Genomic DNA, 13269 nt, shown 5'->3' on the forward strand with positions numbered 1-13269 from the left:
CCCTCGCTGCCGTGGAGATGTCGGTGACCTGATGGCACACGCATCCAGGCGGGTCCACCATAATGGACCACCGTGCCTCGCCGACCCCGGGTCCGCCCGGGAGGGCGCGGCAGGTGGAGCAGCGACCGGAGGGGGCAGACCAGTGGACGGGACCGAGGAGCAGGTCGCTCGGGAGGCCGAGGAGCAGGTCGCTCGGGAGATCGCCCGGGAGCAGGAGTACGCCGATCTCCTCTACGCCCGGGTCGACGAGCTGATCACCCACGTCGAGCGGAACCTCGACCGGATCCAGGGGTCGCAGCAGGCCTCGACCCACCAGAACCGCTCCGAGCGCGACTCCTTCATGGCCCTCTACGAGGACCGCCTCGCCCTGCTGCGCTCCGTGTCCCGCAGCGTCGTCTTCGGACGCCTGGACATGGACGACGCCGCACGCCACTACATCGGCCGGATCGGCCTGTTCACCCCCGAGCGCGAACAGCTGCTGGTGGACTGGCGCGCCCCGGCCGCCGCCGCCTTCTACCGCGCGACCAGCACCGAGCGCCTCGACGTACGCCTGCGCCGGCACCTGATCAGCCGCGGCCGCACCGTCGTCGGTCTCGAGGACGACGTGCTGGACCAGAGCGTGCTCGAGGACGGGGACCACGACGTGGTGCTCCAGGGCGAGGGGGCGCTGCTCGCCGCCGTCTCCGGCACGCGCACCGGCCGGATGGGCGACATCGTCGCGACCATCCAGGCCGAGCAGGACCGGATCATCCGCTCCGAGAACCGCGGCGTGCTCGTGGTCCAGGGCGGACCGGGCACCGGCAAGACCGCCGTGGCCCTGCACCGCGCCGCCTACCTCCTGTACACCCACCGCCGACGGCTCGAGCACACGGGCGTGCTGATCATGGCGCCCACTCCCGGGTTCCTGCGCTACATCGAACGCGTCCTGCCCAGCCTCGGCGAGTCCGGCGTGGTGATGATGACGCCGGGGGAGATGTTCCCCGGGGTCGAGACGTTCTCCCACGACGCCGACGACGTGGCGCGCGTCAAGGGCGATGCCGCGATGGCGGAGCTGCTCTCCCGCGCGGTCAAGCAGCGACAGGCGGTCCCCGAGAAGGACGTGAGGCTGCGGATCGACGGCACGCCGCTCGTGCTCACCCGGGACATGCTCCGCGCCGCCCGGCGCGAGGCCCGCGCCACGCACAAGCCCCACAACGCGGCCCGCGCCGTGTTCGTCCGCGCGGCGATGGACCGCCTGGTCGAGGCGTACGAGCGCGCGCTCGTCGCGCAGGGCTCCACGATCGTGCCGGAGGACCGACCGGACCTGCTCTCCGACCTCCGCCACGACCCCGAGGTGAAGCGGCAGCTGAACCTGGCCTGGCTCCCCTACACCCCGCAGGGCTTCCTGCGGATCCTGTTCGCACGTCCCGACCGCCTGCGGGCAGCGGCGCCCCGCTCCCTCGCCGGTCGGGTCGACCTGCTGGTGCGCCCCAAGGACTCCCCCTGGACGGTCGAGGACGTGCCGCTGCTGGACGAGGTGGCAGAGCTCCTCGGCGAGGACGCCGCCCCGGCCGAGGCGAAGGCCAGGGACGACGCCGAGCGACGCCGAGCGGACGTGGAGTACGCCCGCAAGGTCATCGAGAACATCGACACCTCCGGCATCGTCCGGGCGGAGGACCTCGCCGATCAGGTCGGGCAGATCCGCGACGGCCGCACCCTCGCCGAGCGCGCCTCCTCCGAGCGCTCCTGGACCTACGGCCATGTCGTGGTCGACGAGGCGCAGGAGCACTCCCCGATGAGCTGGCGGGCGCTCATGCGCCGCGCCCCCACCAAGTCCTTCACCGTGGTGGGCGACGTCGCGCAGACCTCCTCCGCCGGCGGCACCGATTCCTGGACCGCGGCGCTGTCCCCCTACATCCAGGACCGGCTCCAGGTGGAGCACCTGACCGTCAACTACCGCACCCCGCGCCGGATCATGGACCGCGCGGTCGCGATGGCCCAGGCCCACTCGCTGCCGGTCACCGAGGTCAGCTCGGTCCGGGACGGCGAGGAGGACCCGCTGCTCGAGCAGGTCTCCCCCGCCGAGCTCACCGCGCGCAGCGCCGAGGCGGTGCGCCGCGTGCACGATCGCCTCGCGGGACGGATCGCCGTCATCGCCGCGGCCGACCGCCTCCGCGATCTCGCCGCCGCGATCGACTCCCTCGAGTCCGTGCCGACGGTCGGCATCGGCTCGGCCGGTGTCGACGACGAGGTCGCTGTGATGACGGCGCAGGACGCGAAGGGCCTTGAGTTCGACATCGTGGTGATCGTGGAGCCGGCGGAGCTGATCGACGCGCACGGCGCGGGCGACCTCTACGTCGCGATGTCGCGCTGCACGCAGCATCTCGGGGTGGTCCACTCCCGGGAGCTCCCGGCCGGCATGGCGGGCTGAACCCTCCGCCGACGCCCCGGGACCTCAGGGCCCCAGGGACGGCGATCGGCGGCCGTGGCTTCCCCTCCACGACCGCCGATCTGGTGTGCACCTCGTCGGTGCACGAGGAATATCTTAAACACAGTCCGACCCCCTCCTGCACCATGTCCAGGAATCTCTCCGGATCCGTGCAGACGGCGGGCGGCGCTCAGCCCGTCGCGCCGCCCCCGGAGGTCGCCCCCTGCACCTGGAAGCCCTCGGCGCGCAGCCGCGCGATCGCGGCCTCGAAGTCGTCGAGGGAGTCGAAGTCCTGGTAGACGCTCGCGAAGCGCAGGTAGGCCACGAGGTCCAGCTCCTGGAGCGGCTGCAGGATCGACAGGCCCACCTGATGGGCGTCGATCTCCGCCTGCCCGCTGAGCCGGATGGTCTCCTCCACCCGCTGGGCGAGCAGGGCGAGCTGGTCGTCACTGACCGGACGGCCCTGGCAGGCCTTGCGGACGCCGGAGATGACCTTCGCCCGGCTGAAGGGCTCGCTCACCCCGGACCGCTTGAGGACCGACAGCGAGGCGGTCTCCGAGGTGGAGAAGCGTCGCGAGCAGCTTGGGCACTGGCGGCGGCGCCGGATCGTCGCGCCGTCGTCGGACGTGCGCGAATCGACGACGCGCGAATCGGGGTGGCGGCAGAACGGACAGTGCATCCGCTCAGGGTACCGGCACGCCCCCCGCTCAGCGCGAGGCATCCTCCAGCACGGGCAGCTCGAGCTGCTGACCGGCGGTGATCCGGCCCGTGGGCAGATGGTTGAGGCTGCGGACCTCGTCGACGAACTCGGCCTCGTCCATCCCCTCGGGGGCGTGCTCGGCGGCGTAGTCCCAGAGGGTGTCGCCCGCCTCGACCGTGATCACGGCGGGCTGGGCGGACTCGGTGCCGGCGAGGGCGGCGGGGAGGTCGAGCGCGAGGAGGGCGATCGCGGCGACCGCGAGGCCGAGCAGGAAGGCGACGCCCGTGAGGAGGCGCCGGCCGCGGCGGGTCGGCTCGAGTCGAACACGCGGTCGAGCGACGGCCTCGCAGGCCTGCTCGTCCTGCCGCGGGAAGGGAAGGACCGTGGCGGTATGGGTACGCATCTCCGAACTCCTGTTCGATCGAATCTCTGTGCGACTGTAGCCCGCGGTGCTCGCGACACGCAAGAGGAACATCGAACACATGTTTGGCATCCGCCGCGCGCCGCCCTACGCTGGGCAACGAGGACAACGGAACCCGATGGGTCCGACAGACGACGCCAGGAGGCCGCACGATGACGCCGAGCACCCCCAAGCCGACCCGGGCCCGCGGCGAGGCGCCGGCCGACGAGCGCACGGCCGGCCTGACGCGTCGCCAGCGCCTCGTGCTGGAGACGATCAACGAGGCCGTCGCCGCGCGCGGCTACCCGCCGTCGATGCGCGAGATCGGCGATGCCGTGGGCCTGACCTCCTCGTCCTCCGTCGCCCACCAGCTGCAGACCCTCGAGCGCAAGGGCTTCCTGCGCCGCGACCCCAAACGTCCGCGCGCGATGGAGGTCGTGATGCCGGAGGTCGACGACGCCCCCGCCCCGCCCGTCGAGATCGAGCCCGGCGGCAGCTCGGTGAACGTCCCGCTGGTGGGACGGATCGCCGCCGGCATCCCGATCACCGCCGAGGAGCAGGTGGAGGACGTCTTCACCCTTCCCGAGCGCCTGGTCGGCGGCGGGGACCTCTTCCTGCTGCAGGTGGTCGGCGACTCGATGATCGACGCCGCGATCTGCGACGGGGACTGGGTGGTGGTCCGCTCGCAGAGCACCGCGGAGAAGGGCGAGATCGTCGCGGCGATGATCGACGGCGAGGCGACGGTGAAGACCTTCGTGCAGCGCGACGACCACGTGTGGCTGATGCCTCACAACCCGGCCTTCGCCCCGATCCTCGGCGACCACGCCGAGATCCTCGGCAAGGTCGTCGCGGTGCTGCGCTCGGTCTGAGCCCCCGGGCTCGCGAGCCTCAGGAGCCCGCGGCGTGCCTCAGGAATCCGCGGCGAGCCTCCGGAGCGCGCCGAGGGCGACCTCGGGGTCGGCCGTCGGCCACAGCGGCGGCATCGACTCGCGCAGGAACGAGCCGTACCGCGCGGTCGACAGCCGCGGATCGAGCACGGCGACCATCCCGCGATCCGTCTCGCGCCGGATCAGCCGCCCCGCCCCCTGGGCCAGCAGCAGCGCGGCGTGCTGGCCGGCGACGGCCATGAAGCCGTTGCCGCCGTGCTGGGCGATCCGCTCCTGCCGGGCCGACATCAGCGGGTCGTCCGGGCGGGGGAACGGGATCCGGTCGATGGTGACCAGGCGCAGCGAGCGGCCGGAGACGTCCACGCCCTGCCACAGCGTGAGCGTGCCGAACAGGCTCGCGTCCTCGTCCTCCCGGAAGGTGCGCACGAGGTTCGCCATGGAGTCCTCGCCCTGCACCGCGACGGTCAGGTCCAGCCGTGCACGGACGTGCTCGGCGGCGATCTCCGCGCCGCGGCGCGAGGAGAACAGGCACAGCGCTCCCCCGCGCGAGGCCTCCACCAGCTCGGTGAGGTGGTCCAGCATCGCCGGGGAGGGGCCGTCGCGGCCCGGCTGCGGGAGGTGGCGGGCGGTGTAGAGGATGCCCTGGCGGCGGTAGTCGAAGGGGCTGCCCACGTCGATGCCCGCCCAGGCCCCGGAGTCCTCGGCGGCGGGGATCTCGTCCTCGGCGACCCGTCCGCGGCGGGCGAGGCCCACCTCCCCGGCGGCCGCCTCGAAGCGGCCGCCGAGGGCGAGCGTCGCGGAGGTCAGCACCGCGGTGCGGTCCTCGAGGATCGCACCGCGCATCGCCGCGGCCACGCTCAGCGGCGCGACCTGCAGCGAGGCCCGACCGGTCGCCTGCCCGCGGGAGACGGAGACGACGTCGTCCTCGCCCGGGTCGCTCAGGCGCTCGCACACGTCGATGATCTCCTGCAGGTTCGCCCGCACCGTCTTGCGCGCCCCGGCGGAGGAGTCGTCGCCGGCGTCCTTCGCGTCCGAGTGGGCGGTGCGCGCCTCGACGCGGACGTGGCCGACGGCATCGGCGAGCTGATCGGGCAGGTCTCCGAGCACGCGGCCGTCGGGGGCGAGCTCGAGCGCGGCACGCAGCTCCTCCCCCGCATCGTCCAGAGCGGTCGCCGCGACGCCGAGGCCGCGCAGGTCCCGCACCGCGCCGCGCAGCATGCCGGGGTTGAGGACCTCGGTGACGGCGCTGGTGACCCGGGCGGTGAGGTCATGGGCCTCGTCGAAGACGACGACGTCGTGCTCGGGGATGATGCCGTGGCGGTCGAAGGAGTCGATCGCGAGCAGCGCATGGTTCGTCACGACCACGTCCACCTCGCGCGCGACCTCGCGGCTGCGCTCGGCGAAGCAGTCCTGGATCATCGGGCAGGAGGTGCCGATGCACTGGTTCCCGGTGACGGACACCTGACGCCAGGCACGGTCCGAGACGGCGTCCTCGAGCGAGTCCCGATCCCCGGTGTCGGTCTCCTCCGCCCATTCCCGCAGGCGCTTGACCTGGGTGCCGAGCTTCTCGCCGCCGGTGCGGGAGGGGTCCGAGGACGCCTCGGAGAACAGGGCGCCGGGCTCGATGTCGACCGGATAGCCGCCGGCGATCTTGTGCTTGCACAGATAGTTCGCGCGCCCCTTGAGCAGCGCGAAGGTGGGGGTGCGCGGCAGGTGCGGGGCGAGAGCCTCGGCGAGCCGCGGCAGGTCCTTGCGCACGATCTGGGTCTGCAGCGCGATCGTCGCCGTGGAGATGACCACGGGGCGCCCGGTGACGAGAGCGTGCCGCATCGCGGGCACCAGATAGCCCAGCGACTTGCCGGTGCCGGTGCCCGCCTGGACCAGGAGGTGCCGGCCGCCGGACATCGCCAGGTCGACCGCCTCCGCCATCGTCTGCTGGCCGGGGCGGGGCGAGCCCCCGACGGCGGAGACCGCGGCATCCATCAGGTCCGACAGCGGGACGTCGGCCGCCGCCGGGGCGACGGGATGCTCGGGTGCGGAGGTCATCGGATCAGCGTATCCGCGCGGGCACCGGGACCCGCCGAGGCGCACCCCGGTGTGCCCGATCTCCCGCCGCTCCAGGACCTCCGCGGCACCGCGGCCTCAGGACGAGGTGCGCATCTCCGCGGCCAGGGTCTCGTCCACGAGCGCGTGCACGCGGGTGCCCTCCATGAGGTGCTCCTCGGCGAGGACCTCCCCGGTGGTGTGGGCTCGCGAGACGAGGTCGCCGCGGGAGTACGGCACGACCACGTCGACCTCGACCGCGGGGCGGGGCAGGCGCTCGGCGATCAGCTCGCGCAGCTCCTCGATCCCCTCCCCCGTGCGGGCGGAGACCACGGCGCTGACCTCGACCTGGCTGCGCAGGCGCGCGATGGTCTCGGGCGCGGCGAGATCAGCCTTGTTCAGCACGACGATCTCGGGGACGTCGAAGCCCTCGATCTCGCCGAGCACGGTACGGACCGCGGTGACCTGCCCCTCGGGGTCGGGATGGGAGGCGTCCACGACGTGCAGGAGCAGGTCCGAGTCGCCCACCTCCTCGAGCGTCGAGCGGAACGCCTCGACCAGCTGCGTGGGCAGGTGGCGCACGAAGCCGACGGTGTCGGCGAAGGTGAACTCGCGCCCGTCCGGGGTGGTGGCGCGGCGGACGGTCGGGTCCAGGGTCGCGAACAGCGCGTTCTCGACCAGCACCCCGGCGCCGGTGAGCCGGTTCAGCAGGGAGGACTTCCCGGCGTTGGTGTAGCCGGCGATCGCGACGGCCGGCACCTGGTGGCGGCGGCGGTCGGCGCGCTGCGCCTCGCGTCCGGGGGCCATGAGCCGGATCTCGCGGCGCAGCTTCGCCATCCGGTCTCGGATGCGACGGCGGTCCAGCTCGATCTTCGTCTCGCCCGGGCCGCGAGAGCCCATGCCGGCCCCGGCGCCGCCCACCTGGCCGCCGGCCTGACGGGACATGGACTCGCCCCAGCCGCGCAGACGCGGCAGGAGGTACTCGAGCTGGGCGAGCTCGACCTGGGCCTTGCCCTCCCTGGACTTCGCGTGCTGGGCGAAGATGTCCAGGATCAGGGCGGTGCGGTCGATGACCTTGACCTTGACGATGTCCTCGAGGGCGCGGCGCTGGCCTGGAGCGAGCTCGCCGTCGGCGATCACGGTGTCCGCCCCGGACTCGGCGACGATGTCAGCGAGCTCGGCGGCCTTGCCCTTGCCCAGGAAGGTCGCGGGGTCGGGGTGGGCACGGCGCTGGAGGATCCCGTCGAGCACCTCGGAGCCGGCGGTCTCGGCGAGCGCGGCGAGCTCGCGCAGGCTCGTCTCGGCCTCGTCGGCGTTGCCGCTGGTGTACAGGCCCGCGAGGACCACGCGCTCCAGGCGCAGCTGGCGGTACTCGACCTCGGAGACGTCCTCGAGCTCGGTGGAGAGCCCGGCGACGCGGCGCAGCGCCTGGCGGTCGGCGAGGTCGTACTGCTCGCCGTCGGCCTCCGAGGAGAAGGTGGTGGCCTGGACGGAGGCGTCGCCGCGGGAGAGGATCCGCTCGGTGAGCGGGTCGCGACGGGGGCCGACGGGTGCGGGGTCCTCCGCTGCGGGAGAGTGCTCGACGGCCCCGGTCCTTCCCGTGCTGGTCCCGTCGACGTCGAGGTCGGAATCGGGTTCGGGATGGAAGGCGATGGGCACGATCGGGGCACTCCTCTGGGTCGGGTGAAGGCGTCGTCCCAGAATCCCACGTCCCGTCGGCCGGGTCGAGGGATTTTGCGCTGGGCGGAGCCGGATCACGGTCGGATCACGCCCCTCGAGCGCGGGGGACACCCAGGAACAGAGCACGGGCCGCGCCGTGCGTCGCCGTGAGGGGCCGGGGCTCCGTATCCTGCGGGGGTGGACGAGCACTACTTCACCGCGAACCCCTCCGCCCGGGACCGTCGATTCCCCCTGCCCGTGCGTCTGGCCGGGCGGGACCTGGACCTCGTCTCCTCCTCCGCCGTGTTCAGCGGGCACGGGCTCGACAAGGCGACGGCGGTGCTGCTGGACCGGCTCGACGAGGTCGCGGAGCCCCCGGAGGGCGGGACGCTCGTGGACCTCGGCTGCGGCTGGGGGCCGATCGCCCTGACGGCGGCGCTGCTGCATCCCGGGGTCGAGGTGTGGGCGGTGGACGTCAGCGAGCGCGCCCGCGAGCTCACCGCCGAGAACGCGCGCCGCGCGGGCGTGGAGAACCTGCGGGTTCTCGCGCCGGAGGAGATCCCCGGGGATCTCGCCGTGGACACCCTGTGGTCGAACCCGCCGATCCGCATCGGGAAGCCGGCGCTGCACGAGCTCCTGCGCGAGTGGACGGCGCGTCTGCGGCCGACGGGCACCGCCGCGCTGGTGGTGGGGAAGAACCTCGGCGCCGACCCGCTCGCGCGCTGGCTCGGCGAGCTGCTGCCCGCGCGGGAGGTCGGCAAGGCGGCGAGCGCGAAGGGCTTCCGGGTGCTGGAGATCGGTCCCGAGAGCTGACGGGGCGGCGGCAGCGCACCCGCTCCGCCGTCGCGCTCCGGCGACCAGAGCTCAGCCGCTCAGACGGCCGGTCCGCCGGCGCTCAGCCGCTCAGGCGCTCAGCAGGGTCGTCCCGTCGGCGACCAGCTGGGCGGGGCCGCTGAGCGTGACCTCCCCCTCCTCGGTCCAGCCCACCTCGAGCCGCCCTCCGGGCACGTCCACCGTCCACGGCGTGCGGGATTCGTCCCCGGCGCGCAGCGCCGCGGCGACCGCGACGGCGGCGACACCGGTGCCGCAGGAGCGGGTCTCCCCCACCCCGCGCTCGTGGACGCGCATCGCGACGTGGTGCGGACCGCGCTCGCTGACCAGCTCGATGTTCGCCCCGTCCGCGGGCTCCGGGTCCAGGGCGGGTCGGCGTGAGAGGTCGAGGCCGTCGAGGTCCACGTCCGCGGGCAGGAAGGCGACCGCGTGGGGGTTGCCCATGTCGACGTCGGTCGCGTCCAGGCGCAGCCCGGCGATCTCGACCGCGCGCGCCTCCGGGAGCGTGCGGGAAGCGCCCATGCCGACGCGCACCTGCCAGGGCGCCCCGGGGCCCGTCGGCCGCTCGAGGATCTCGACGGCGCGCACGCCGGCGCGGGTGAGGATCGCGAAGCGGTCCTCGCGCACGTGCCCGGCGCGCTGGAGGTGCGCGGCCAGGACACGGACCCCGTTGCCGCACATCTCCGCGATCGAGCCGTCGGCGTTGCGGTAGTCCATGAACCATTCGGGGGCGTCGGCAGGGGCGTCGATCCCGGCGGCGCGGGAGCGGACGGCGCGGATCACGCCGTCGCCGCCGATCCCGGCACGACGGTCGGCGAGCGCGGCGACGCGGGCGGCGTCCAGCTCGAGCCGGCCGTCGGGGTCGTCGAGGATCACGAAGTCGTTCTCGGTGCCGTGGCCCTTGGTGAAGTCGAGGGGTGCGCTCATGGCGGAAGCCTACGGCCGGGCGTCGCCGGCCGCTGTGTCCTGCGCCTCGAGGACGGCGAGCGCCCGCGTGAGGAGGGGGGCGCCGTCCGCGTGCTCGTCCGCGTCGAGCCAGTGCACCCGCGCATCGCGGCGGAACCAGGTGTCCTGCTTGCGGACCAGTCGGCGGGTGCCGGTGACGGTGTCCTGGATCGCCTGGGCGCAGTCGAGGGTGCCGTCGAGCACGGCCAGTCCCTGCTCGTAGCCGATCGCCCGGCGTGCGGTGAGTCCGCGGTCCAGTCCCTTCTCCCGCAGCGCGCGGATCTCCTCGAGCAGGCCGGCCTCGACCATGAGGTCCACGCGCGCGGCGATCCGCTCGTGGAGCAGGGCGCGGTCGCGGCGCAGCCCGATCTGCACGGTGGAGGCGTCGGCGTACAGGGGGCGGGGCAGGAAGGCGGTGAAGGGTCGCCCGGTGAGGGCGCCGACCTCGAGGGCGCGCACGATCCGGCGCGCGTCGCGGGGGCCGATGATCCCGGCGGCCTCGGGGTCGCTCGCGGCGAGCTCGCGGTGCAGCACCTCCGTCCCCTCCTGCGCGATGCGCTGCTCGAGGCGCTCGCGCAGGGCGGCGTCGGTGGGCGGGAACTCGATGTCGTCGAGCACGGCGCGCACGTACAGCCCGGAGCCGCCGACCAGGATCGGGGTCCTGCGCCGCGACCGGATCGCGGCGATCGCCTCACGCGCGTCGCGCTGATAGGCGGAGACGCTGGCCTCCTCGGTGACCTCGAGGACGTCCAGCAGGTGATGGGGCACCCCGGCGCGCTCCTCGGGGGTGACCTTCGCGGTGCCGATGTCCATGCCGCGGTACAGCTGGAGGGCGTCGGCGTTGATCACCTCGCCGTCGAGCTGCCGGGCCAGGGCGATCGCGAGGTCCGACTTCCCCGTCGCGGTCGCGCCCACCACGGCGATCAGCGGAGTGTCCGCCGAGGCGGGGACGGGGTCCTGCGCGCTGTGCTCCACAGCCCGCACTGTAGTCGTGTGGGTGGTGTCACCGGGCTCCCCGGGGCACGGGCCCTGCCCTGTTCCCCGGTGGAGGGAGTAGGGTGATCGGCGATCCTGGCACGGACACGCCTGCCAGGCCCTACGTCCAACGCCCGAGGTGGGAAGTGACTGCACCGAACGAGTCCCCTGTCAGGTCGGACTCGGCCACTGGTCTGGCCCCTGTGACCATGGCGAGGCTCGAGGAGAGCCTCACCCGCCATGGCTATGCCTTCGTCGAGGACGATGAGCACGCGGAGATCGTCCGCGCACGCTTCGACGACTACCGCTTCCAGTTCATGCTCACCGGAGAGGATCTCGGCGTGCTGCAGACCCGCGGCCGCTGGAGCCATTCGGTGGACGTCTCGCGCAAGGTCGAGATGGTCAAGCTCTGCAACGAGTGGAACATGAACCGCATCTGGCCGAAGGTCTACGTGCGCCGCGAGTCCGAGGGGCTCCTCGGCGTCTACGGCGAGCTGGCCGCGGACTTCCGCGCCGGCGCCCTCGACTCCCAGATCGACAGCGCGATCAAGTGCGGGCTCAGCACCGTGATCGCCTTCTTCCACAGCCTGGAGGAGCGCCTCGGCGCCGAGCTCGACGACCTCGACACCTGAGGTCCGCCTCCTGCGCAGCACGGGCCGGGGTCCTCGCGAGCGATCGCGAGGGCCCCGGCTCGTCCGTGTGCGCCGGCCGCGGCCGACGGGCAGGTCGGGCGTCGGCCGCGGCCGACGGCGGGGCCTCCCGCCGACGGCTCAGCCGCGGCGCAGGCTCGGCATCCCGAGGGTGACCGGGCCGGCCGGCGCCGCTCCCCCGTGGCCGGTGCCGCAGGAGCCGCCCGCGTCCAGGCCCTGCACGCCCGCCTCCCAGGCGTCGCCGGCGCGGGTGCGCCGCACCGAGAAGCGCGGGTCCCCGGCGCGCAGCGGCGCCCCCGCCTCGAGGGCGCTGTCCGCGATGAGGTAGTGCGGCGCGGCATGGGTGACCGTGGCGGTGACCAGGTCGCCGGGTCGGGGTCGCTGCGCCTCGGGCAGGTCCGTGGGCAGGGAGAAGTGCACCAGGCGGTGGTCGCGGGCGCGGCCGGAGAGGCGGCGGGTCTCGGCGTCGCGGTCCCCCTCGCCCTCGGCGACGAGGATCTCGACGCCGCGGCCCTCCTGGGCCAGGTTCTCCTCGTGGGCGATGCGGTCCTGGAGGGCGACGAGCCGCTCGAAACGCTCCTGCACGACCTCCTTGGGGATCTGGTCCTCCATGGTCGCCGCGGGGGTGCCGGGGCGGATGGAGTACTGGAAGGTGAAGGCGCTGGAGAAGCGGGAGGCCTCGACCACCTCGAGGGTGCGCCGGAAGTCGTCCTCGGTCTCACCGGGGAAGCCGACGATGATGTCGGTGGTGATCGCGGCCTCGGGGATCCGCTCACGGACCCGGTCCAGGATGCCGAGGAACTTCTTGGAGCGGTAGGAGCGCTTCATGCGGCGCAGCACGTCGTCGGAGCCGGACTGCAGCGGCATGTGCAGCTGGGGCATGACGTTGTCCGTCTCGGCCATCGCGTCGATGACGTCGTCGGTGAACATCGCAGGGTGCGGGGAGGTGAAGCGCACGCGCTCCAGACCGTCGACGTCACCGCAGGCACGCAGCAGCTTCGCGAAGGCGCCGCGGTCCCCGAACTCCACGCCGTAGGAGTTCACGTTCTGGCCCAGCAGCGTCACCTCGATCGCGCCGGAGTCGACCGCGTCGCGCACCTCGGCGAGCACGTCGCCGGGGCGGCGGTCCTTCTCCTTGCCGCGCAGGGAGGGGACGATGCAGAAGGTGCACGTGTTGTTGCAGCCCACGGAGATCGACACCCACGCCGCGTAGGCGGACTCGCGCCGGGTGGGCAGCGTGGAGGGGAAGACGTCCAAGGACTCGAGGATCTCGACCTGTGCCTCGGCGTTGTGGCGGGCGCGGTCCAGCAGCACCGGCAGCGAGCCGATGTTGTGGGTGCCGAAGACGACGTCGACCCACGGGGCGCGCTCGACGATCGCGGCGCGATCCTTCTGCGCGAGGCAGCCGCCGACCGCGATCTGCATCCCCGGGTTCGCGTCCTTGCCGGGACGCAGCCCGCCGAGGGTGCCGTAGAGCTTGTTGTCCGCGTTCTCCCGCACCGCGCAGGTGTTGAACACGATCACGTCGACCTCGCCGCGCCGCGGGTCCGCTCCCGAGGGTGCGGCGCTGTAGCCGGAGTCCTCGAGCATGCCGGTGAGGCGCTCGGAGTCGTGCACGTTCATCTGGCAGCCGAAGGTGCGCACCTGGTAGGTGCCGCGCTGCGGGGCGGGGGCGGTGAGAGACATAGTGGATCCAGGGTACGGCGCGACGCGTGCTCGGCCCCTGCGGCGGACGGGGTGATCCCTCCCCCATCGACGCGTCCCGCCCCTCC

Annotated in this window: 11 protein-coding genes; 4 read left to right on the top strand and 7 right to left on the bottom strand. The window is 73.4% G+C overall.

Translation table 11 applies throughout. From position 1 onward, the window contains the following. Positions 1-142 precede the first annotated feature (142 nt). Positions 143-2410 carry an AAA family ATPase gene (locus DEU31_RS05565; RefSeq protein WP_133676390.1) on the top strand — a complete coding sequence of 756 codons (2268 nt, stop codon included), beginning with the start codon at positions 143-145 and terminating at the stop codon, positions 2408-2410. 187 nt (positions 2411-2597) lie between these two features. Here the strand turns inward: DEU31_RS05565 and nrdR are convergent, their stop codons facing one another. Further along, on the bottom strand, positions 2598-3086 hold the full coding sequence (gene nrdR / locus DEU31_RS05570; protein WP_010551411.1) for a transcriptional regulator NrdR: 489 nt from the start codon (positions 3084-3086) through the stop codon (positions 2598-2600). Positions 3087-3114: 28 nt separating this feature from the next. After that, a complete protein-coding gene (locus DEU31_RS05575; RefSeq protein WP_010551410.1) occupies positions 3115-3510 on the bottom strand; it encodes a LysM peptidoglycan-binding domain-containing protein in 396 nt (131 codons plus the stop codon). Positions 3511-3680: 170 nt separating this feature from the next. On the opposite strand from DEU31_RS05575, the gene lexA reads away from it, so the two are divergent. Beyond that, positions 3681-4376: a transcriptional repressor LexA gene (lexA, locus tag DEU31_RS05580; protein ID WP_010551409.1), complete on the top strand. Its 696-nt coding sequence runs from the start codon at positions 3681-3683 to the stop codon at positions 4374-4376. A gap of 39 nt (positions 4377-4415) precedes the next feature. On the opposite strand, the gene DEU31_RS05585 is transcribed toward lexA, so the two are convergent. Further along, a complete protein-coding gene (locus DEU31_RS05585; protein ID WP_010551408.1) occupies positions 4416-6440 on the bottom strand; it encodes an ATP-dependent DNA helicase in 2025 nt (674 codons plus the stop codon). A gap of 96 nt (positions 6441-6536) precedes the next feature. Next, entirely contained in the window at positions 6537-8096 is a 1560-nt protein-coding gene (hflX, locus tag DEU31_RS05590) for a GTPase HflX (protein WP_010551407.1), read from the bottom strand. Positions 8097-8294: 198 nt separating this feature from the next. Here hflX and DEU31_RS05595 point away from each other — a divergent pair, with 198 nt between their 5' ends. After that, on the top strand, positions 8295-8909 hold the full coding sequence (locus DEU31_RS05595; protein WP_010551406.1) for a methyltransferase: 615 nt from the start codon (positions 8295-8297) through the stop codon (positions 8907-8909). A 90-nt stretch (positions 8910-8999) separates the two neighbouring features. Here the strand turns inward: DEU31_RS05595 and dapF are convergent, their stop codons facing one another. Further along, the gene (dapF, locus tag DEU31_RS05600) at positions 9000-9854 is read right to left on the bottom strand and encodes a diaminopimelate epimerase (protein ID WP_010551405.1); all 855 of its coding nucleotides are present in this window, start codon (positions 9852-9854) and stop codon (positions 9000-9002) included. Between the two features lie 9 nt (positions 9855-9863). Beyond that, on the bottom strand, positions 9864-10847 hold the full coding sequence (gene miaA, locus DEU31_RS05605; protein ID WP_133676392.1) for a tRNA (adenosine(37)-N6)-dimethylallyltransferase MiaA: 984 nt from the start codon (positions 10845-10847) through the stop codon (positions 9864-9866). 209 nt (positions 10848-11056) lie between these two features. On the opposite strand from miaA, the gene DEU31_RS05610 reads away from it, so the two are divergent. After that, the gene (locus DEU31_RS05610; RefSeq protein WP_082358605.1) at positions 11057-11479 is read left to right on the top strand and encodes a YbjN domain-containing protein; all 423 of its coding nucleotides are present in this window, start codon (positions 11057-11059) and stop codon (positions 11477-11479) included. Positions 11480-11617: 138 nt separating this feature from the next. Here DEU31_RS05610 and miaB read toward each other — a convergent pair whose 3' ends face one another. After that, entirely contained in the window at positions 11618-13183 is a 1566-nt protein-coding gene (miaB, locus tag DEU31_RS05615; protein ID WP_133676394.1) for a tRNA (N6-isopentenyl adenosine(37)-C2)-methylthiotransferase MiaB, read from the bottom strand. Between the last annotated feature and the right edge of the window lie 86 nt (positions 13184-13269).

It is taken from the genome of Brachybacterium sp. AG952 (assembly GCF_004362645.1).
Classification (GTDB): Bacteria; Actinomycetota; Actinomycetes; order Actinomycetales; family Dermabacteraceae; genus Brachybacterium; species Brachybacterium conglomeratum.